The sequence below is a fragment of the Streptomyces sp. NPDC028305 genome, assembly GCF_055569495.1.
In genome coordinates this window covers 156,659-175,429 of the sequence record NZ_JBVHTN010000001.1, presented here as the reverse complement: position 1 = coordinate 175,429, position 18,771 = coordinate 156,659, and the positions used below count along the sequence as shown (strand labels likewise).

Here is an 18,771-nt window from a genome sequence, read left to right as displayed (position 1 = left end):
CCCATCGTAGGCGGGCGCTTGTGCAGCTTTTCACGAGGGGGGTGTGGGGGGAGTCGCTCCCCCGTGGAGACGCAGCACGAGGGGGGTGTGGGGGGAGTCGCTCCCCCGTGGAGACGCAGCACGAGGGGGGTCGGGGGGAGTCCCCCGCCTACAGAAGCCCGCCCTACTCCCAGCGGAACCAGCGCGCCGCCGCCCCCAGCCCCAGCACCGCCCACACCGCCAGGATCCCCAGATCGCCCCACGGCACCCCCGCCCCGTCCCGCAGCACATCCCGCAGGCCGCCCGACAGGGCCGAGATCGGCAGCAGCTCCAGCACGCCGCGGACCGCGTCCGGGAACTTGTCCAGCGACACCATCACCCCGCCGCCGACGAGCAGCAGCAGGAAGACGAGGTTGGCGGCCGCGAGGGTCGCCTCGGCCTTCAGGGTGCCCGCCATCAGCAGGCCGAGGCCGGAGAACGCGGCGGTGCCGAGGAGGAGGAGCAGGGCGACGGTGAGCGGGTTGCCGTGCGGGGACCAGCCCAGGGCGAGCGCGATCACGGTCAGCAGCGCGACCTGGAGCACCTCGGTGACCAGCACCGAGCAGGTCTTCGCGGTCATCAGGGCCCAGCGCGGCAGGGGCGAGGCGCCGAGCCGCTTGAGGACGCCGTAGCGACGCTCGAAGCCGGTCGCGATGGCCTGGCCGGTGAAGGCGGTGGACAGCACGGCGAGCGCGAGGACGCCGGGGGCGAGGAAGTCCACGGCCTTGCCGTCCGCGCCCGTGTCGACGATGTCGACGGTGCTGAACAGCACCAGCAGCAGGGACGGGATGATCACGGTCAGCAGCAGCTGCTCGCCGTTGCGCAGCAGCATCCTGGTCTCCAGAGCCGCCTGTGTGCGGATCATGCGGTGCAGCGGCGCCGCGCCCGGCTGGGGGGTGAAGGTTCCCGTGGCGGTCACGCGCGCAGCTCCTTGCCGGTCAGCTCGAGGAAGACGTCCTCCAGGGTGTGGCGCTCGACCGAGATCCGGTCCGGCATGACGCCGTTCTGGGCGCACCAGGAGGCGACGGTGGCCAGCAGCTGCGGGTCGATCTTGCCGGTGACGCGGTACGAGCCGGGGGTCAGCTCGTCGGCCGCGGAGTCGGCGGGCAGCGCCTTGAGCAGGGAGGGCAGGTCGAGCGCGGGGCGGCCGGTGAAGCGCAGGGTGTTCTCCGCGCCGCCGCGGCACAGCTCTTCGGGGCTGCCCTGGGCGATGACCTTGCCGCCGTCGACGATCGCGACGTGGTCGGCGAGCTCCTCGGCCTCGTCCATGTAGTGCGTGGTGAGGACGACGGTCACGCCGTCCCGGCGCAGATCGCGGACGAGTTCCCAGGTGGCGCGCCGGGCCTGGGGGTCGAGTCCGGCGGTGGGCTCGTCGAGGAAGATCAGCTCGGGGCGGCCGACGACGGCCATGGCGAGCGCGAGGCGCTGTTGCTGGCCGCCGGAGAGCCGCCGGTAGGGCGTGCGGCCGCAGGAGCCGAGGCCGAGCCGCTCGATGAGGAGGTCGACGTCTATGGGGTGGGCGTGCAGGCCCGCGGTGTGGCGCAGCATCTCTTCTGCGCGCGCTCCGGAGTAAACCCCTCCGGACTGGAGCATCACGCCGATTCGGGGGCGCAGCGCGGCCGCCTGGGTCACGGGGTCGAGACCGAGGACGCGGACCGTGCCGGCGTCGGGCCGGCGGTATCCCTCGCAGGTCTCGACGGTGGTGGTCTTGCCCGCTCCGTTGGGGCCGAGCACGGCGGTCACGGCGGCACGCGCCACGGACAGGTCGAGCCCGTCCACGGCGGTCTTCGAGCCGTACCGCTTGACGAGGCCGACGATGTCGACGGCGGGCTCTTCTCGCATGCCGGGCAGTCTACGAATCGCCCGGCCGGCGCCGGCGGGCAGGGCGGTCACCGACCCCGTTTCCGCAGGCCAAGTTAGGTGTGCCTTAGTGACGCACTCCACCGGGGGGTCGGGGGGACCGCGCTTGTACCTTTGCCGGGAATTACGCAACAATGGCGTTGTGAAATACGCGAGCGAAGCTCCGGCGGAACGCGCGGTCGAGTCGGCCGCGCGGTCCGTCGTGCCCGTGCCCGCGCCCGATGAGCAGCACGGCACCCGTAACAAGGTCGCCCGCTCCATCCTCGACCACGGCCCGTCCACCGCTGCCGAGCTCGCCCTGCGGCTCGAGCTGACCCAGGCGGCCGTGCGCCGCCACCTCGACACCCTCGTCGCCGACGGCGTCGTCGAGCCCCGCGAGAAGAGGGTGTACGGGGCGCGCGGCCGCGGCCGCCCGGCCAAGGTCTTCGCGCTCACCGACTGCGGGCGTGACGCGTTCGACCAGGCGTACGACGAGCTGGCCGTGGCCGCCCTGCGCTGGATCGAGCAGAGCGCCGGCGGAGGCGAGGAGGGCCGCGAGGCGGTCGCCGCCTTCGCGCGTGCCAGGCTCGCCGCCCAGGCCGTGGCGTACCGCGAGGCCGTCGAGGCCGCGGAGCCCGAGGCCCGCGCCCGAGCTCTCGCCCGCGCACTGTCCGCGGACGGGTACGCTGCTACGGCGCGCAGCGCACCGGTCGGCGAACAGCTCTGCCAGCACCACTGCCCGGTCGCCCACGCGGCCGAGCGGTATCCGCAGCTGTGCGAGGCGGAGACCGAGGTCTTCTCCCAGTTGCTCGGGACTCATGTGCAGCGTCTGGCCACCATCGCCCATGGCGACGGGGTGTGCACGACCTACATCCCCGGGACCGGCAAGGCCGAGAAGGCGTCCCCCAGCAAGATCCTCAGCAAGACCAAGACCACCAAAGCATCTGCCAGCACGGCCGGGAGGAACCCCGAATGACTCTCCCCACGGAGACTGCTCACCCCGAGCTCGATGGGCTGGGCAACTACGAGTACGGCTGGGCCGACTCCGATGTGGCCGGTGCCGCGGCCAAGCGCGGCCTCTCCGAAGCGGTCGTCCGCGACATCTCGGCGAAGAAGTCCGAGCCGGAGTGGATGCTGAAGCTCCGGTTGAAGGGCCTCAAGCTCTTCGAGAAGAAGCCCATGCCCACCTGGGGCTCGGACCTCTCCGGTATCGACTTCGACAACATCAAGTACTTCGTGCGCTCCACGGAGCAGCAGGCCGCCTCCTGGGAAGAGCTGCCCGAGGACATCAAGAACACCTACGACAGGCTGGGCATCCCGGAGGCCGAGAAGCAGCGCCTGGTCGCGGGTGTCGCCGCGCAGTACGAGTCCGAGGTCGTCTATCACAAGATCCGTGAGGACCTCGAGGAGCAGGGTGTCATCTTCCTGGACACCGACACCGGTCTGAAGGAGCACCCGGAGCTCTTCCAGGAGTACTTCGGCTCGGTGATCCCGGTCGGCGACAACAAGTTCGCCTCGCTGAACTCGGCGGTGTGGTCCGGCGGCTCGTTCATCTACGTGCCGAAGGGCGTGCACGTGGAGATCCCGCTCCAGGCCTACTTCCGGATCAACACGGAGAACATGGGCCAGTTCGAGCGGACGCTGATCATCGTCGACGAGGACGCGTACGTCCACTACGTCGAGGGCTGCACCGCGCCGATCTACAAGTCGGACTCCCTGCACTCCGCGGTGGTCGAGATCATCGTGAAGAAGGGCGCCCGCTGCCGCTACACGACCATCCAGAACTGGTCGAACAACGTGTACAACCTGGTCACCAAGCGCGCCGTGGCCTACGAGGGCGCGACCATGGAGTGGGTCGACGGCAACATCGGCTCCAAGGTGACCATGAAGTACCCGGCCGTCTACCTGATGGGCGAGCACGCCAAGGGCGAGACCCTGTCCATCGCCTTCGCGGGCGAGGGCCAGCACCAGGACGCCGGCGCCAAGATGGTCCACATGGCGCCCCGCACCTCGTCGAACATCATCTCCAAGTCGGTGGCGCGCGGCGGCGGCCGCACCTCCTACCGCGGTCTGATCGAGATCGGCGAGGGCGCCGAGGGCTCCAAGTCCAATGTGCTGTGCGACGCGCTGCTGGTCGACACCATCTCCCGCTCGGACACCTACCCCTATGTGGACGTCCGCGAGGACGATGTGTCGATGGGCCACGAGGCGACCGTCTCCAAGGTCAGCGACGACCAGCTCTTCTATCTGATGAGCCGCGGCCTGTCCGAGGACGAGGCCATGGCGATGATCGTGCGAGGCTTCGTCGAGCCGATCGCGCGCGAGCTTCCCATGGAGTACGCGCTGGAGCTCAACCGGCTGATCGAGCTGCAGATGGAAGGCGCGGTCGGCTGACGCCGGACCCTTCCCCCGATACCCGCGGCGGCCGTCCTGAGGGAGGGCCGAGGTACGTCACCAGAAAGCGAGCTGTACAGCTGCCATGGCTGCTGAAACCATTCCGGCCGGATCCACCACGGACGGTGCCATCCAGGTGGGCCAGCCCACCGATGCGAGGGTCGGCGCCATCGCGTCGTACGACGTGGCCGACTTCCCGGTGCCGCATGGCCGCGAGGAGGACTGGCGGTTCACTCCGCTGGAGCGGCTGCGCGGTCTGCACGACGGCACCGCCGAGGCCACCGGCGGTGTGCGGGTCGAGGTGAGCGCCCCCGAGGGTGTCACCGCCGAGACCGTGGACCGTACGGACCCGCGCCTGGGCAAGGCCGGCAAGCCGGTCGACCGGGTCGCGGCGCAGGCGTACAGCTCCTTCGAGAAGGCCTCGGTGGTCTCGGTCGCCAAGGAGACCGTGCTCACCGAGCCCGTGCGGATCTCCGTGCACGGCGAGGGCGGCACCGCCTACGGCCACCAGGTCGTGGAGGTCGGCGCCTTCGCCGAGGCCGTCGTGGTCATCGACCACACCGGCGACGCCACCCTCGCGGCCAATGTGGAGTATCTGATCGGCGACGGCGCAAAGCTCACCGTCGTCTCCATCCAGGACTGGGACGACACCGCCGTCCACGCCGCGCAGCACACCGCGCTCGTCGGCCGTGACGCCACGTTCAAGTCCGTGGTCGTCACCTTCGGCGGCGACCTGGTGCGCCTCCACCCGCGCGTCATCTACGGCGCCCCGGGCGGTGAGGCCGAGCTCTACGGCCTGTACTTCACCGACAACGGCCAGCACCAGGAGCACCGGCTCTTCATCGACCACGACACCCCGCACTGCCGGAGCAACGTGGCCTACAAGGGCGCGCTCCAGGGCAAGGACGCCCACGCGGTCTGGATCGGCGATGTGCTGATCCGCGCCGCCGCGGAGGGCACCGACACCTACGAGCTCAACCGCAACCTCGTCCTGACCGACGGCGCGCGCGTCGACTCGGTGCCGAACCTGGAGATCGAGACCGGCGAGATCGTCGGCGCCGGCCACGCGAGCGCGACCGGCCGCTTCGAGGACGAGCAGCTGTTCTACCTGATGGCGCGCGGCATCCCGGCCGACGAGGCCCGCCGTCTGGTCGTCCGCGGCTTCTTCGCCGAGCTCGTCCAGCAGATCGGCATCCCCGAGCTGGAGGAGCGCCTGATCGCCAAGATCGAGGCCGAGCTGGAGGCGTCCGTCGCATGAGCCAGACCTTTGTACGCGCTTGCGCGCTGAGCGAGCTGGAAGACGACACCCCCAAGCGGGTGGAGCTTGACGGCGTGCCCGTGTCGCTCGTGCGCACCGAGGGCGAGGTCTTCGCGATCAACGACATCTGTTCGCATGCGAACGTGTCGCTGTCCGAGGGCGAGGTGGAGGACTGCCAGATCGAGTGCTGGCTGCACGGCTCCAGCTTCGACCTGCGTACCGGTAAGCCGTCCGGCCTCCCCGCGACGCGCCCCGTCCCCGTATACCCCGTAAAGATCGAAGGGGACGACGTGCTCGTCTCCGTCACCCAGGAGTCCTGAGGCACCCATGGCAACGCTTGAGATCCACGACCTGCACGTCTCCGTCGAGGCCGAAGGCGGCCCCCGCGAGATCCTGCGCGGCGTCGACCTGACCGTGAAGCAGGGCGAGACGCACGCCATCATGGGCCCCAACGGCTCGGGCAAGTCCACGCTCGCGTACTCGCTCGCGGGCCACCCGAAGTACCAGGTCACCGGCGGCACGGTGACCCTGGACGGCGAGGACGTGCTGGCCATGTCCGTCGACGAGCGGGCCCGCGCCGGCGTCTTCCTCGCCATGCAGTACCCGGTGGAGGTCCCCGGGGTGTCCGTCTCCAACTTCCTGCGCACCTCGGCCACCGCCATCCGCGGCGAGGCGCCGAAGCTGCGCACCTGGGTGAAGGAGGTCAAGGAGGCCATGGAGCGCCTTTCGATCGACCCCTCCTTCGCCGAGCGGAACGTCAACGAGGGCTTCTCCGGCGGTGAGAAGAAGCGCCACGAGATCCTCCAGCTCGAGCTGCTGAAGCCCCGTATCGCGATCCTCGACGAGACGGACTCCGGTCTGGACGTCGACGCGCTGCGCGTGGTCTCCGAGGGCGTCAACCGCGTCCGCGAGACCGGTGAGGTCGGCACCCTGCTGATCACCCACTACACGCGCATCCTGCGCTACATCAAGCCCGACTACGTCCATGTCTTCGCGGCGGGCCGGATCGCCGAGTCCGGCGGCGCCGAGCTCGCGGACAAGCTGGAGGAAGAGGGCTACGAGGCCTATGTGAAGGGCGGCGCGACGAGTGAGTGACGACGACAGGGGCCGCTTCGGCGGCGAGGGATTCGGCGCGGGATACGGAGGCGCAGGGACATGACACAGCTGCCGGGCCTCCTCGACACCGAGGCGATCCGTAAGGACTTCCCGATCCTGGACCGGCTGGTCCACGACGGCAAGAAGCTCGTGTACCTGGACAACGCGGCGACCTCGCAGACGCCGCGCCAGGTGCTCGACGTACTCAGCGAGTACTACGAGGTGCACAACGCGAATGTGCACCGCGGAGTGCATGTGCTCGCCGAGGAGGCCACGGCGCTGTACGAGGGCGCCCGGGACAAGGTGGCCGCCTTCATCAACGCGCCGAGCCGGGACGAGGTGATCTTCACCAAGAACGCCTCGGAGTCGCTCAACCTCGTCGCCAACATGCTCGGTTGGGCCGATGAGCCCTACCGCGTGGACAGCGACACCGAGATCGTCATCACGGAGATGGAGCACCACTCCAACATCGTCCCCTGGCAGCTGCTCTCGCAGCGCACGGGCGCGAAGCTGAAGTGGTTCGGCCTCACCGACGACGGCCGTCTTGACCTGTCGAACATAGACGAGATCATCACCGAGAAGACCAAGGTCGTCTCGTTCGTCCTGGTGTCCAACATCCTGGGCACGGTCAACCCGGTCGAGGCGATCGTCCGCCGCGCGCAGCAGGTCGGCGCCCTCGTCGTGATCGACGCCTCGCAGGCCGCCCCGCACATGACGATGGACGTGCAGGCGCTTCAGGCCGACTTCGTGGCCTTCACCGGCCACAAGATGTGCGGCCCGACGGGCATCGGCGTGCTGTGGGGCCGCCAGGAGCTGCTGGAGGACCTGCCGCCCTTCCTCGGCGGCGGCGAGATGATCGAGACCGTCTCGATGCACTCCTCCACCTACGCCCCCGCGCCGCACAAGTTCGAGGCCGGTACGCCCCCGATCGCCCAGGCCGTCGGCCTCGGCGCGGCCGTGGACTATCTGACCTCGATCGGTATGGACAACATCGCCCGCCATGAGCACGCGGTCACCGAGTACGCGGTGCGCAGGCTGCTGGAGGTCCCCGATCTGCGGATCATCGGCCCGACCACGGCCGAGGACCGCGGCGCCGCGATCTCCTTCACGCTCGGCGACATCCACCCCCACGATGTGGGCCAGGTGCTCGACGAGGAGGGCATCGCGGTCCGGGTCGGCCACCACTGCGCCCGCCCCGTCTGCCTGCGGTACGGAATTCCCGCGACCACGCGAGCGTCGTTCTATCTGTACTCCACCCCGGCCGAGGTCGACGCCTTGGTCGAGGGCCTGGAGCACGTTCGGAACTTCTTCGGGTAGGGGCGTGCCGCGTGAAGCTTGATTCGATGTATCAGGACGTGATCCTCGACCACTACAAGCACCCGCACGGGCGGGGGCTCAGGGACGGGGACGCCGAGGTACACCACACCAATCCGACGTGCGGGGACGAGATCACCCTCCGGGTGCGGCTCGACGGCGAGACCATCGAGGATGTGAGCTACGAGGGCCAGGGCTGTTCCATCAGCCAGGCCAGCGCGTCCGTGCTCAATGACCTGCTGGTCGGCAAGGAGCTCGACGAGGCGCGCAAGATCCAGGAAACGTTTCTGGAGCTGATGCAGTCCAAGGGCAAGACCGAGCCGGACGACGCGATGGAGGAGGTGCTGGAGGACGCGGTGGCGTTCGCCGGCGTCTCGAAGTACCCGGCCCGGGTGAAGTGTGCCCTGCTGAGCTGGATGGCGTGGAAGGATGCGACCGCCCAGGCGCTGGGCGAGCGCGCCGAAGGGAAGATCGCATGAGTGACAACGTGGAAACGGCCGTCAAGCCGGCCAGCGAGGAAGAGGTCCGCGAGGCCCTGTACGACGTCGTGGACCCCGAGCTGGGCATCGACGTGGTCAACCTGGGCCTCGTCTACGGCATCCACATCGACGATGCCAACATCGCCACCCTCGACATGACGCTGACGTCGGCGGCCTGCCCGCTGACCGATGTCATCGAGGACCAGGCGAAGTCGGCCACCGAGGGCATCGTCAACGAGCTGCGGATCAACTGGGTCTGGATGCCGCCGTGGGGCCCCGACAAGATCACCGACGACGGTCGCGAGCAGCTTCGCGCGCTCGGCTTCAACGTCTGAGCCACACCGTCCGAGCCACACCCCGAAAGGCCCCCGCGCACCCCGCGCGGGGGCCTTTCGCGTATTCCGGTGATCCGTTGCGTACGGTCGTACGCATCGTTGTGTACACTCGTACGCATGGGATATCTGACACTCGCGGGGGCGATCGCCGCCGAGATCCTGGCCACCACCTCGATGAAGTACAGCGAAGGCTTCAGCAAGCTCTGGCCCTCGCTGGTCACCGTGGTCGGGTATGTGGTCGCCTTCGCCCTGCTCGCGCAGACGCTCAAGACCATCTCGGTCGGCACCGCATACGCCATATGGGCCGGGGCCGGGACCGCCGTCATCGCGGCGATCGGCATGGTCTTCCTCGGCGAGGCCGCGACCGCCGCCAAGGTGATCGGGGTGCTGCTGGTGATCGCCGGGGTGATCGTGCTCAACCTGGGCGGGGCCCACTGATGGCCCGCCGCTACGACCCCGAGCGGAGCCGGCGCATCATCGACGCCGCGGTCGCCGTGGTCCGCGAGCGCGGCATCGCGGGGCTCAGCCACCGCGCCGTGGCGGCCGCGGCCGATGTGCCGCTGGGCTCGACCACGTACCACTTCGCCACCCTCGACGATCTGCTGGTCGCGGCGCTCCGGAAGGTCAACGAGGAGTGGCTGGCGGATGTGGAGCGCTGGGCGGAGCGCTACGACCCGGCCGTGGGACCGGCCGGGCAGCTGGCGCGCTGGGTCGAGGAGCTGTTCGCCGGGGACCGGGAGCGGCTGGTGCTGGAGTACGACCTGTGTCTCTCCGCGCTGCGCCACGAGGCGGTGCGGCCGGTCGCCGCGGAGTGGGTGGACGGCATGGTCCGGGTGCTGAGTCGGCTCGTGCCCGACCCCGCCGCGGCGCGCGCGGTGGTGGCCCTGATCGATGGGATGGCCCTCCAGGCCCTGCTGACGGGCCGCCCCTACGACCGCGAGGGCACCCGCGCGGCGCTGGCGCGGATCATGGGCGAGGACGGCGACGGCGTGCCGTCCGGGACCGCTCGCTGAGACCGGTTCGCCTCCCGGGCCCGCCTCCGGTTAGCGTTCTGACCATGACCGACGCTCCCATCACCGCCAGCACCACCCACACCGGCGCAGCCGCCGCCGGTCTCGCCACCCTCGCCGAGGACGGCACCGTCCTCGACACCTGGTTCCCGGCCCCCGAGCTGGTCGCCGAGCCCGGCCCGGCCGGCACCGAGCGGCTGAGCGACGAGCGCGCCGCCGAGCTGCTCGGCGACACCGCCCGGGGGGCCCTCGGGCCGGACGCGCGCCGCGGGGTCGAGGTCGTGGCCGTGCGTACGGTCATCGGCTCCCTCGACGACAAGCCGCTCGACGCGCACGACGCCTATCTGCGGCTGCACCTGCTCAGCCACCGCCTGGTCAAGCCGCACGGCCTCAGCCTGGACGGCATCTTCGGCCTGCTGGCCAACGTGGCCTGGACCTCGCTCGGCCCCGTCGCCGTCGACCAGGTCGAGCGGGCCCGCCTGGCGGCCCGCGCCGAGGGGCTCCAGCTGGCGGTGACCGGCGTGGACAAGTTCCCGCGGATGACCGACTACGTGATCCCCGCCGGGGTGCGCATCGGCGACGCCGACCGCGTCCGGCTCGGCGCCCACCTGGCCTCCGGGACCACCGTCATGCACGAGGGCTTCGTCAACTTCAACGCCGGCACGCTGGGCACCTCCATGGTCGAGGGCCGGATCAGCGCGGGCGTCGTGGTCGGCGACGGCTCGGACATCGGCGGCGGCGCGTCGATCATGGGCACGCTGTCGGGCGGCGGCAAGCAGACGATCTCCCTCGGCGAGCGCTGCCTGCTGGGCGCCGAGGCGGGCATCGGCATCTCGCTCGGCGACGACTGCATCGTCGAGGCGGGCCTGTATGTGACCGCCGGTACCCGGGTCACCGTGCCGGACGGCACGATCATCAAGGCGCTGGAGCTGTCCGGCGTCGACAACATGCTCTTCCGCCGCAACTCCGTCAGCGGCGCGGTCGAGGCGCTGCCGCGCAGCGGCTCGTGGGGCGGCCTCAACGAGGCGCTGCACAGCCACAACTGAGCAGGGCGGGCGGGCGGTCCTCGTCAGAGGCCGCCCGCCACCTTGTCGTACACGACCCGCAGCCCGTCGGTCAGCTCTCCGTCGGCGGGGAGCAGCGGGGCCCGCACCGGGCCCGCGGGCAGCCCGAGGGCGCCGAGCAGCGCCTTGGAGGTCACCGTGCCCGGGGCGCCGGCGGACATCATCCGCTCGACGAGCGGCGCGAGGGCCAGATGGCGCCGGGCCGCCTCGCCCGTGTCCCCGGCGTCGTACGCGTCCAGCACCGAACGCACCTGCGGCCCGGCGACGTTGGCCACGACGCTGACGTATCCGGCCGCGCCGATAGCCAGCAGCGGCAGGTTCAGCTCGTCGCAGCCGGAGAAGTAGGCGAGATCCGTGGCCGCCATCACCTTCGCCGCCTTCGACAGGTCGTAGGCGCTGTCCTTGACGGCCGTGATGCGCGGATGCTCGGCGAGCCGCAGCAGTGTGTCGGCGGCGAGTTCGGTGCCGGTCCGGGCGGGGACGTCGTACAGCATCACCGGCAGGCCGACGGTGTCGGCGACGGTGCGGAAGTGCTCCGCCACGGCGTCCTGCGGCGGGCGGTTGTAGTACGGGGTGACGACCAACAGGCCGTGCGCGCCCGCCCGTTCGGCCGCTCGGGCCAGCTCCACGGTGTGCCGGGTGTCATTGCTGCCCACCCCGGCGGTGACCCGGGCCCGGTCGCCGACGGCCGCCACGACGGCCCGCAGCAGCGCCTCCTTCTCGGCGTCGGAGGTGGTCGGGGACTCGCCGGTGGTGCCGCTGACCACGATTCCGTCGCAGCCGCCCCGGTCCACCAGATGGGTGGCCAGGCGCTGTGCGCCGTCGAGGTCGAGGGCGCCGTCCGCGCCGAACGGGGTGATCATGGCGACGGCGGTACGGCCGAAGGGGCCCAGGGGCATGGTGTGCACACTCCGTGTGGCAGGGGTCGGTGGCTTCCTGCGCTGGATTCTGGGCCCCTTCGCCGTACAGGTCTATTTAATTATGCTGGCCGGACACTTCAGCAGCGCTACGGCTTCACTCGGGCGATCTGCGGGTCGTGGTCGCTGGACTGGTCCGCGAACTCCGCGTTGATGTGCACGATGTCGTAGTCGGGGCGGCGCACGGCGCGGCTGGTGAGGATGTGGTCCAGCACCTGCGAGTTGCCGTTGTAGACATAGCCGTAGCGCTCGTTCTCCGGCAGCGCGGTGACCAGGTCGGTGAGCACCCCGCCGGCGGTGAGATCGGCCAGCGCGGGCGAGAACTGGTAGTCGTTGAGGTCGCCCACGACCACGACCCGGGCGCTCGGGTCCACGGCCAGCAGCTTGTTGACGAAGGCGTTGACCACCCCGGCCTGGCCGGTGCGCTGGGTCTCCGAGCGGCGGGCCGGGGGCTGGAACCGGCTGTCCAGGCCCTGGTCGCCGCCCTTGGAGTTGAAGTGGTTGGCGATGACGAGGACCGGGCGGCCGCGGAAGGAGAACTGCCCGGCCAGCGGCTTGCGGCTGCCCTTCCAGACCGGGTTCGCCGGGTCGATGCGGCCCGGGGAGGCCGACAGCCCCGCCTTGCCGTGGTCGTCCGTCACCCGCACGGGGGTGGTGGCGTCGCCGCCCGCGACATCGGTGAAGGAGACCCGCGCGGGGTTGAAGAGGAAGGCCACCCGGATGTTGCCGCCCGGCTGCCCGCCGTCCTGGTCATCGACCGGGTCGATCTGCCGCCACTCGTACGCCGGGCCGCCGGCCGCCGCGATCGCGTCGGTGAGCTTCTTCAGCGTCTGCCCGGCGCTGGTGACCGCGTCGTTCGTCGGGCCGTTGTCGTCCTGCACCTCCTCCAGGGCGACGATGTCGGGCGTGGCGAGATTGCGCACCAGGCCCGAGGCGAGCCGGTCGAACTTCGTCTGCGCGGTCTTGGGGGAGAGGTTCTCCACGTTGTAGGTGGCGATGGACAGCTCGTCGGCCTGCTGCTTGCGGGTGGTCTCCCGCGCCAGGTTTCCGTCCGCGAGCTGCCCGAGCGCGGTGGCCTGGATCTCGTATCCGCCGAAGCTGTCGTAGTCCAGCGGCCCCTCGGTGGTGCCGGTCAGCTTGTCGCCCACATCGGCGACGGGGAAGGGGCGCTGGGTGAACGGAATGAGGGAGCCGACCTTGACCCGGCCGGAGTTCGGGTCGCCGTACGAGCTGTAGAGCGCGCCGCCGCGCGCGGTGCGCGAGTGGCCGGGCTCGGCGGTGACCCACAGATCGTGGTACGCGGAGGTGGGACCCACGACCGGGGCGTCCTTGACCGAGACGCGCATGCCTTCCAGCGACTCGTAGCGGTCCAGGGCATACGAGTTCGGGCGCAGCCGCAGCCCTTCAATATTGCCGCTGTTGCCGCTGCCGCCGCCCGGCGCGGCGGGCGCGTAGCGGTCGGGGACGGCGGAGGGGGTGAGCGCGAAGGCCGCGGGCAGGGCGTTGCCCGAGGACTCGACCGTCCAAGTCGCCCGGGTGAGCTCGGTGACCGACTGAAGCCCCGCGCCGGTGCCGCCCGGGTAGTGCTCGCCGACCGTCCCGGAGACCCGCACCGCGTCCCCGACGGCGACCGACGGGGTGGTCGAACCGGTGTGGACGAAGATCCCTTCGCTGGTGGCCCGGTCCCGGTCGGGGTGCGGGTCCTGGAGCCAGAAGCCGCGGGCCGAGCCGAAGGCGCGGATCGCCGTGACCGTGCCGGGCACCCCGGACACCTGCTGGTCCGCGAACGGGGAGATCCGGGTGGAGCCCTGGATGTCGTGGATCCGTACCTCGGCGGCGGACGCGGACTGCGGGGCGATGAGCAGCCCGGCCGCGAGGGCGGCGGCCACGACGGCGGTGACGGTGGCGGGTCCGCGCGGGGCGCGTGGGGACATGGCGGTGCCTCCGATGAGGAAAGTGCGGAGCTGAACACAGGCGTTGTGGTGGCGACGGAACAATCCTCTACGCGCGTCAATGTCTGTCGTCGCCCGTGCGGTTGTCAAGGAACGGCTGGTGTACGGCCAGGTCAGGAGTGAACCGGCGCACGGCGCGGCGCCCGTCGCGCTCCGGCGCCCGGGGCCGTGGCCGTCCAAGTCCGACGGCGGATGGTTGGCCGAATTCACGGGCTGCCGCCCCCGCGGTGGCACATCGGGACGAAACCGCCCCACCTTCCGTCTAGGCTGGGACCGGTCGCGCCCGCAGCGCCGGGCCCCTCCCGAGCAAGACCCTTCCCACTCGTTCCACTATTCGTTCATCCGTTTCGTCTGCTTCATCCGCTCCCGAGGAGATGACTCCGCCGATGCCCGGAGACCGCCCCACCATGCCGCCCGTGCGGCTTCGCTCCGAGGCCGAACTCGCCAGGGACGCCCTCGCCGCCCCGCTGCTGGCTCGCGCGGTGCGGCTCGCCCGCTGGGCCGGACCGCGCAGGGCGGTCGCGGCGGGCGGCGTACTCACCGAGCCCGACCTGCGGGCGGCGGCCGAGCACCTGGGGCTCGGCGCCGACGAGGAGGGGCCGGGTTACGCGGCGGAGGCCTGGCAGCTGGCCGTCGACACCGGGTTGATCGAGGTCCAGGAGCCCGCGGCGGAGACCGGGGACGCGGACGCGGACGCCGGCCCGGAGCCGGGCGAGGACGGGGTCACGGGGATCGCCACCCCCGGCGAGGACCTGCGGTTGATCACCGAGGGCAGCCCGCGGGACATCCTGGACATCTGGCTCGGCGGCTTCGAGACCGTGCTCGCCGACGCCGCGGCCCCCGACCTCGCCGAGATCGTCGAGCAGATCGGCGACGACGGCGAGCTCGACCTCGACGCGATCGACTGGGACCCCGAGGAGGAGGCCGACTTCCTGGACGGGGTGCTGGGCAATCTGTATCTGCTGACCGCCCTGGACGAGGAGGACTCCGGCCGCGCCGTGCCGCTGCCCGCGCTCGCCGCCGCCATGATCGTCCCCGATGACATGGAGGAGCCCACCGACGACATCCTCGAGGAGATCTCCGAGGCGATGGTGCGCCTCGACGACCAGTTCCGGATGCTGGAGCCGACCGGCCTGGTCGAGTACCAGCCCGTGGACGAGGCGCTGATCGAAGAGGTCGACGGCGAGGGCCGCTTCCCCGAGACCACCGAGTCGCGGCTCGACCCCGACGAGGACGACGTCTCCCGCTACGGCATGGTGAGGCTCACCCCGCTCGGCGTCTTCGGCGTGCGCAGCCGCATGCTCGACGCCGGTATCGGCGCCCCGGTCGTCGGCGACCTCGCCGACAAGGGCGCGGAGATCCTGCTGGACGCCCTCCCCGGGCACCCGGAAACGGCCGCGCGCGCCGAGGCCGAGCAGTGGCTGGCGCGCCGTACGCCCGACCAGGCCGCGGGCGAGCTGCTGGCCGCGGCGCGCGGCGACGACGAGGGCGCGCCGCTGCGCCGGCTGGCCTGCCAGCAGACGCTCTCGCTGGTCGGGCCCGCGGCCGAGCCCGCGCTGCGCGAGGTGCTCGACGACCGCCACCTGGGCGGCCTGGCCCGGGTGTGGCTGGCCGAGCGCGCGATGCCGGAGATCCCGGAGCCGTCCGAGGAGATGGTGTTCTGGCTGACGGTGGACACCATCGCGGCGCAGCTCGCCGCGGATGGCGACTCCGCCGAACTGCGGGATCTGGTGCGCGGCCTGGTCGAGCAGTCGGAGACCTTCTTCGACTCGGTGTGGCGGGTGGACCACCCGGCGACGGCTGAGGTGCTGGAGGCGATGGGGCGGCTGCACCCGGACAAGCAGGCCGCCAAGCAGGCGCGTAAGGCGGCCTTCAAGGCGCGTTCGCGCGCCTGACAGGTGGCCGGCGGCGCCGGCCGGGGTGTGGGATCGGGCGTCGGAGGGGTCCGCGAGCGGTGGTGAGCGGTTCAACCCGCCGGCGCCAATCCGTCCGTCGATGTCGCGTCCAGTTCAACTGTTGTTCGACCGGGGGCGGGAGCGTATGCGCGCAGTCGGTGGACAGATCTGGCCAATCAGGAGACGAAGATGCCGCTCAGCCGCAGAGACTTCGCGAAGAGTTCCGCCTATACCGGGGCCGGGGTCGCCCTCGTCGGCAGCGCCGGCGTGCTCGCCACCGCCCCCGGCGCGCTCGCCGCCGAGCCCACCGAGACCGCCGACGCGGCGGCCGAGCGGGGCGGCTCCCGGCTCGGCTACGGTCCGCTCATCGCCGACCCGAAGGGCCTCCTCGCCCTGCCCGCCGGCTTCAGCTACCGGGTCATCACCCGCACCGGCCAGACCAAGCTGGAGTCCGGCGAGTCCACCCCCTCCAACCACGACGGCACCGCCACCTTCGAGGGCACCCGCGGCGCCACGCTGCTCGTCAACAACCATGAGCTGAAGGGCCCGCGCGCCGACTGGCCGCACCCGGTCCCGCTGATCGAGGGCCTGGTCTACGACCCGGCGGCCTCCGGCGGCTGCACCGTCGTCGAGGTCTCCAAGCACGGCGACCACGTCACCGAGTGGGTCGGCATCGCGGGCACGTCCACCAACTGCGCGGGCGGCAGCACCCCGTGGGGCACCTGGCTCACCTGCGAGGAGACCGAGGACAAGGCCGGCAAGAACGGCATGACCAAGGACCACGGCTATGTCTTCGAGGTCGACCCGCGGGATCGCCGGGCCAACCGCGACCCCAAGCCGATCAAGGCGCTGGGCCGCTACGCCCACGAGGCGGTCGTCGTCGACTCCAAGCGCGGCCACCTCTACCTGACCGAGGACGCCTCCGGCCCCAACGGCCTCTTCTACCGCTGGGTCCCGCCGCGCGGCTTCGAGCACGGGCGCGGCAAGCTGGGCACCCTCGCCGACGACGCGGGCGTGCTCCAGGCCCCCAAGTGCTTCGACTCCGGCGGCAACTTCGTCGACGACCTGTCGCGCGCGACCCAGACCGGCACGGTCTACGGCGTCGACTGGGTGGATGTGCCCGACCGCGACGCGAAGTCGGTCTCGGTGCGCAAGCAGTTCGACACCGGCCAGGTCACCCGGGCGCGCAAGCTGGAGGGCATGTGGTGGGGCGACGGCGGCGCGTACATCGTCTCCTCGTACGCCCGTGAGGAGAGCCCGGTCGCGCACGACGGCCAGGTGTGGTTCTACGACCCGAAGCGGCGCACCCTCACCCTGAAGGTGCTGCTCGGCGTCAACCCCGACCCGTCCAAGGACGGCGCGTTCGACGGCCCCGACAACATCACCGTCTCGCCGTACGGCGGCCTGGTCATCGCCGAGGACGGCGAGGGCGTCCAGCACCTCTTCGGCGCCACGGACGACGGCCGCACGTACCCGATCGCGCGCAACGAACTCGCGCTGACACCAGCCGCTGACGCGGCGGGCGGCACCGCCGAGGAGCCTGCGTACAGCGAGTTCACCGGCGTCTGCTTCTCGCCCGACGGCGACACCCTCTTCGCCAACATCCAGGAGCCGGGCATCATGCTGGCCATCACCGGCCCCTGGCGCCGCCAGCGCTCCCGCGGCTGATCTTTCCCTCTCCGCGGCTCTGCATCGCTCTTCCTTCCGCCCCCGTTCCCGCCGCCCGGCGGTAGCGGGGGCGGTTCGCGTATGCGCGTATGCGCGTGTGCGCGAGTTGCAGAGAATATTTTGCATAGGACCCTTTGCAAAGGAAGCTCTGCAACATAGGTTGTCTCGGTACGTCGAGCGACGAAGTGGGCGGGGAAACGGATGAGTGATGAGAGACGGGTCGGCCTTCTGCGCCGGCACCGGGACTTCCGGCTGCTGTGGTGCGGGGAGACCGCGGGGAAGTTCGGCTCCTCCGTCACCTCCGTGGCGATGCCGCTGATCGCTGTCTCCACCCTGGATGCCACCACGCTGGAAGTCGGGGTGCTGAGCGCCTCCGCCTGGCTGCCGTGGCTGGTCATCGGGCTCCCCGCCGGGGCCTGGGTGGACCGGATGCGCCGCAGACCGGTCATGCTGACCGCCGCCGCGGTGTCCTTCCTGCTGTTCTCGGTGATTCCGGTCGCGGCGTGGACCGGCCGGCTGAGCGTCGGCCTGCTGGTGGTCATCGCGCTGCTGACGGGCACCGCCGCGGTGTTCTTCCAGACCGCCTACAGCGCCTATCTGCCCAGCATTCTCGCCCCCGAGGACCAGGCGGAGGGCAACGCGAAGCTGCACGGCAGCGCGTCAGCCGCGCAGCTCGCCGGTCTCGGTTCCGCCGGTCTGATCGGGCAGGTGGCGGGCGCGGTGAACGCGATGTTCGCCAACGCGGGGACGTTTCTCGTCTCCCTCGTCTGCCTGTTGGGCATCCGGCATCGCGAGCCACGCCGCGACCGGGCGGCCGTCCGCCCCAAAGCCCTGCTCGGCGAGGTCGGCGAAGGGCTGCGGCTGGTCGCCCGGGACCCCTGGATCCGCACCCTGACGCTGTTCGCAGCCACCTCGAACCTGGCGCTCATGGGCTATCAGTCGATCCAGGTCGTCTTTCTCGTCGACACCGTGGGCCTGGCGCCCGGAGCGGTCGGCGGAATCATCGCGGCCGCCGGCGCGGGGGGCATCGCCGGGGCGTTCATCGCACGCAGGGCAGCCGGCCGGATCGGGACCGCCCGCGCCACGCTGCTGTTCGAGCTGGGGTTCGCGATCTTCGCACTGCTCATCCCGACCGCCTCCGCCGGAGCCGGGCTCCTTCTCTTCGCCATCGGCGGATTCTTCGTGTCGGCGGGTGTGGTGGCCGGAAACGTCATCAAGGCGAGCTTCCAGCAGCGCTACTGCCCGCCGGAGCTCCTCGGGCGCCTCACGGCGAGCACATCCTTCCTCAACTACGGAACGATCCCGCTGGGCGCGCTGCTCGGCGGATGGCTGGGCACCGTCTTCGACCTCCGCACAGCCATGTGGATCACGACGGCCGGAGTACCGCTGGCCGCGCTCATCCTCGTCTTCTCCCCCATCGGGCGCGCGCGCGACCTGCCGACGGCCCCCGCATCAAGGCCCGGCAGGACGGTCCGGTCGGCCGCGGAAGCCGTCTGAAGACACGGCCGCGGCGGGGCAGCGGCACGGCTCGCT

The 18,771-nt window shown here is 71.1% G+C and carries 18 protein-coding genes; 14 read left to right on the top strand and 4 right to left on the bottom strand.

All coding sequences use genetic code 11. The features are described from left to right. Positions 1 to 163 precede the first annotated feature (163 nt). A complete protein-coding gene (locus tag ACZ4WQ_RS00815) occupies positions 164 to 937 on the bottom strand; it encodes an ABC transporter permease (RefSeq protein ID WP_398370284.1) in 774 nt (257 codons plus the stop codon). Further along, positions 934 to 1,860, bottom strand: coding sequence for an ABC transporter ATP-binding protein (locus ACZ4WQ_RS00810; protein WP_311724911.1), 927 nt, complete (start codon positions 1,858 to 1,860; stop codon positions 934 to 936). Before ACZ4WQ_RS00810 ends, ACZ4WQ_RS00815 begins: the two co-directional genes overlap by 4 nt. 160 nt (positions 1,861 to 2,020) lie before the next feature. On the opposite strand from ACZ4WQ_RS00810, the gene ACZ4WQ_RS00805 reads away from it, so the two are divergent. From ACZ4WQ_RS00805 to dapD, 11 genes are all read left to right on the top strand, one after another. Beyond that, entirely contained in the window at positions 2,021 to 2,833 is an 813-nt protein-coding gene (locus tag ACZ4WQ_RS00805) for a helix-turn-helix transcriptional regulator (RefSeq protein WP_385339499.1), read from the top strand. Next, positions 2,830 to 4,251, top strand: coding sequence for a Fe-S cluster assembly protein SufB (gene sufB / locus ACZ4WQ_RS00800; RefSeq protein WP_311724913.1), 1,422 nt, complete (start codon positions 2,830 to 2,832; stop codon positions 4,249 to 4,251). The genes ACZ4WQ_RS00805 and sufB overlap by 4 nt, the downstream gene beginning before the upstream one ends. 85 nt (positions 4,252 to 4,336) lie before the next feature. Beyond that, positions 4,337 to 5,509: a Fe-S cluster assembly protein SufD gene (sufD, locus tag ACZ4WQ_RS00795; protein WP_398370287.1), complete on the top strand. Its 1,173-nt coding sequence runs from the start codon at positions 4,337 to 4,339 to the stop codon at positions 5,507 to 5,509. Then, entirely contained in the window at positions 5,506 to 5,829 is a 324-nt protein-coding gene (locus ACZ4WQ_RS00790) for a bifunctional 3-phenylpropionate/cinnamic acid dioxygenase ferredoxin subunit (protein ID WP_014180620.1), read from the top strand. Before sufD ends, ACZ4WQ_RS00790 begins: the two co-directional genes overlap by 4 nt. Before the next feature lie 7 nt (positions 5,830 to 5,836). Continuing rightward, positions 5,837 to 6,604 (top strand): Fe-S cluster assembly ATPase SufC, encoded by a 768-nt coding sequence (gene sufC, locus ACZ4WQ_RS00785; protein WP_311724915.1) that lies wholly within the window; start codon positions 5,837 to 5,839, stop codon positions 6,602 to 6,604. A 60-nt stretch (positions 6,605 to 6,664) separates the two neighbouring features. Continuing rightward, the gene (locus tag ACZ4WQ_RS00780) at positions 6,665 to 7,921 is read left to right on the top strand and encodes a cysteine desulfurase (RefSeq protein WP_311724916.1); all 1,257 of its coding nucleotides are present in this window, start codon (positions 6,665 to 6,667) and stop codon (positions 7,919 to 7,921) included. Between the two features lie 11 nt (positions 7,922 to 7,932). Next, on the top strand, positions 7,933 to 8,397 hold the full coding sequence (gene sufU, locus ACZ4WQ_RS00775) for a Fe-S cluster assembly sulfur transfer protein SufU (protein WP_311724917.1): 465 nt from the start codon (positions 7,933 to 7,935) through the stop codon (positions 8,395 to 8,397). Further along, positions 8,394 to 8,732 carry a metal-sulfur cluster assembly factor gene (locus tag ACZ4WQ_RS00770; protein WP_311724918.1) on the top strand — a complete coding sequence of 113 codons (339 nt, stop codon included), beginning with the start codon at positions 8,394 to 8,396 and terminating at the stop codon, positions 8,730 to 8,732. Before sufU ends, ACZ4WQ_RS00770 begins: the two co-directional genes overlap by 4 nt. A gap of 117 nt (positions 8,733 to 8,849) precedes the next feature. Next, on the top strand, positions 8,850 to 9,170 hold the full coding sequence (locus ACZ4WQ_RS00765; RefSeq protein WP_311724919.1) for a DMT family transporter: 321 nt from the start codon (positions 8,850 to 8,852) through the stop codon (positions 9,168 to 9,170). Next, the gene (locus ACZ4WQ_RS00760; RefSeq protein ID WP_398370292.1) at positions 9,170 to 9,745 is read left to right on the top strand and encodes a TetR/AcrR family transcriptional regulator; all 576 of its coding nucleotides are present in this window, start codon (positions 9,170 to 9,172) and stop codon (positions 9,743 to 9,745) included. The genes ACZ4WQ_RS00765 and ACZ4WQ_RS00760 overlap by 1 nt, the downstream gene beginning before the upstream one ends. A 44-nt stretch (positions 9,746 to 9,789) precedes the next feature. Next, positions 9,790 to 10,788 carry a 2,3,4,5-tetrahydropyridine-2,6-dicarboxylate N-succinyltransferase gene (dapD, locus tag ACZ4WQ_RS00755; protein WP_398370294.1) on the top strand — a complete coding sequence of 333 codons (999 nt, stop codon included), beginning with the start codon at positions 9,790 to 9,792 and terminating at the stop codon, positions 10,786 to 10,788. 23 nt (positions 10,789 to 10,811) lie between these two features. On the opposite strand, the gene dapA is transcribed toward dapD, so the two are convergent. Both dapA and ACZ4WQ_RS00745 read right to left on the bottom strand, forming a co-directional pair. After that, positions 10,812 to 11,705: a 4-hydroxy-tetrahydrodipicolinate synthase gene (gene dapA, locus ACZ4WQ_RS00750; protein ID WP_398370296.1), complete on the bottom strand. Its 894-nt coding sequence runs from the start codon at positions 11,703 to 11,705 to the stop codon at positions 10,812 to 10,814. Positions 11,706 to 11,812: 107 nt separating this feature from the next. Further along, complete coding sequence (locus ACZ4WQ_RS00745; protein WP_398370298.1) at positions 11,813 to 13,657, bottom strand: endonuclease/exonuclease/phosphatase family protein; 1,845 nt, start codon at positions 13,655 to 13,657, stop codon at positions 11,813 to 11,815. A 404-nt stretch (positions 13,658 to 14,061) separates the two neighbouring features. Between ACZ4WQ_RS00745 and ACZ4WQ_RS00740 the strand changes: the two genes are divergently transcribed. The 3 genes from ACZ4WQ_RS00740 (at position 14,062) to ACZ4WQ_RS00730 (ending at position 18,735) form a co-directional block, all read left to right on the top strand. Then, positions 14,062 to 15,570, top strand: coding sequence for a hypothetical protein (locus ACZ4WQ_RS00740; protein ID WP_311724924.1), 1,509 nt, complete (start codon positions 14,062 to 14,064; stop codon positions 15,568 to 15,570). A 189-nt stretch (positions 15,571 to 15,759) separates the two neighbouring features. Next, a complete protein-coding gene (locus ACZ4WQ_RS00735; RefSeq protein WP_385339515.1) occupies positions 15,760 to 17,238 on the top strand; it encodes an alkaline phosphatase PhoX in 1,479 nt (492 codons plus the stop codon). A gap of 201 nt (positions 17,239 to 17,439) precedes the next feature. Further along, a complete protein-coding gene (locus ACZ4WQ_RS00730) occupies positions 17,440 to 18,735 on the top strand; it encodes an MFS transporter (RefSeq protein WP_385339518.1) in 1,296 nt (431 codons plus the stop codon). Positions 18,736 to 18,771: the final 36 nt, after the last annotated feature.

What these genes read in the sequence shown, in the direction of transcription:
- ACZ4WQ_RS00810 (WP_311724911.1), bottom strand. Translation starts at nt 1,860, where the DNA reads ATGCGAGAAGAGCCCGCCGTCGACATCGTCGGCCTCGTCAAGCGGTAC.
- sufB (WP_311724913.1), top strand. Translation starts at nt 2,830, where the DNA reads ATGACTCTCCCCACGGAGACTGCTCACCCCGAGCTCGATGGGCTGGGC.
- sufD (WP_398370287.1), top strand. Translation starts at nt 4,337, where the DNA reads ATGGCTGCTGAAACCATTCCGGCCGGATCCACCACGGACGGTGCCATC.
- ACZ4WQ_RS00790 (WP_014180620.1), top strand. Translation starts at nt 5,506, where the DNA reads ATGAGCCAGACCTTTGTACGCGCTTGCGCGCTGAGCGAGCTGGAAGAC.
- sufC (WP_311724915.1), top strand. Translation starts at nt 5,837, where the DNA reads ATGGCAACGCTTGAGATCCACGACCTGCACGTCTCCGTCGAGGCCGAA.
- ACZ4WQ_RS00780 (WP_311724916.1), top strand. Translation starts at nt 6,665, where the DNA reads ATGACACAGCTGCCGGGCCTCCTCGACACCGAGGCGATCCGTAAGGAC.
- ACZ4WQ_RS00770 (WP_311724918.1), top strand. Translation starts at nt 8,394, where the DNA reads ATGAGTGACAACGTGGAAACGGCCGTCAAGCCGGCCAGCGAGGAAGAG.
- ACZ4WQ_RS00765 (WP_311724919.1), top strand. Translation starts at nt 8,850, where the DNA reads ATGGGATATCTGACACTCGCGGGGGCGATCGCCGCCGAGATCCTGGCC.
- ACZ4WQ_RS00760 (WP_398370292.1), top strand. Translation starts at nt 9,170, where the DNA reads ATGGCCCGCCGCTACGACCCCGAGCGGAGCCGGCGCATCATCGACGCC.
- dapD (WP_398370294.1), top strand. Translation starts at nt 9,790, where the DNA reads ATGACCGACGCTCCCATCACCGCCAGCACCACCCACACCGGCGCAGCC.
- dapA (WP_398370296.1), bottom strand. Translation starts at nt 11,705, where the DNA reads ATGCCCCTGGGCCCCTTCGGCCGTACCGCCGTCGCCATGATCACCCCG.
- ACZ4WQ_RS00745 (WP_398370298.1), bottom strand. Translation starts at nt 13,657, where the DNA reads ATGTCCCCACGCGCCCCGCGCGGACCCGCCACCGTCACCGCCGTCGTG.
- ACZ4WQ_RS00740 (WP_311724924.1), top strand. Translation starts at nt 14,062, where the DNA reads ATGCCCGGAGACCGCCCCACCATGCCGCCCGTGCGGCTTCGCTCCGAG.
- ACZ4WQ_RS00735 (WP_385339515.1), top strand. Translation starts at nt 15,760, where the DNA reads ATGCCGCTCAGCCGCAGAGACTTCGCGAAGAGTTCCGCCTATACCGGG.
- ACZ4WQ_RS00730 (WP_385339518.1), top strand. Translation starts at nt 17,440, where the DNA reads ATGAGTGATGAGAGACGGGTCGGCCTTCTGCGCCGGCACCGGGACTTC.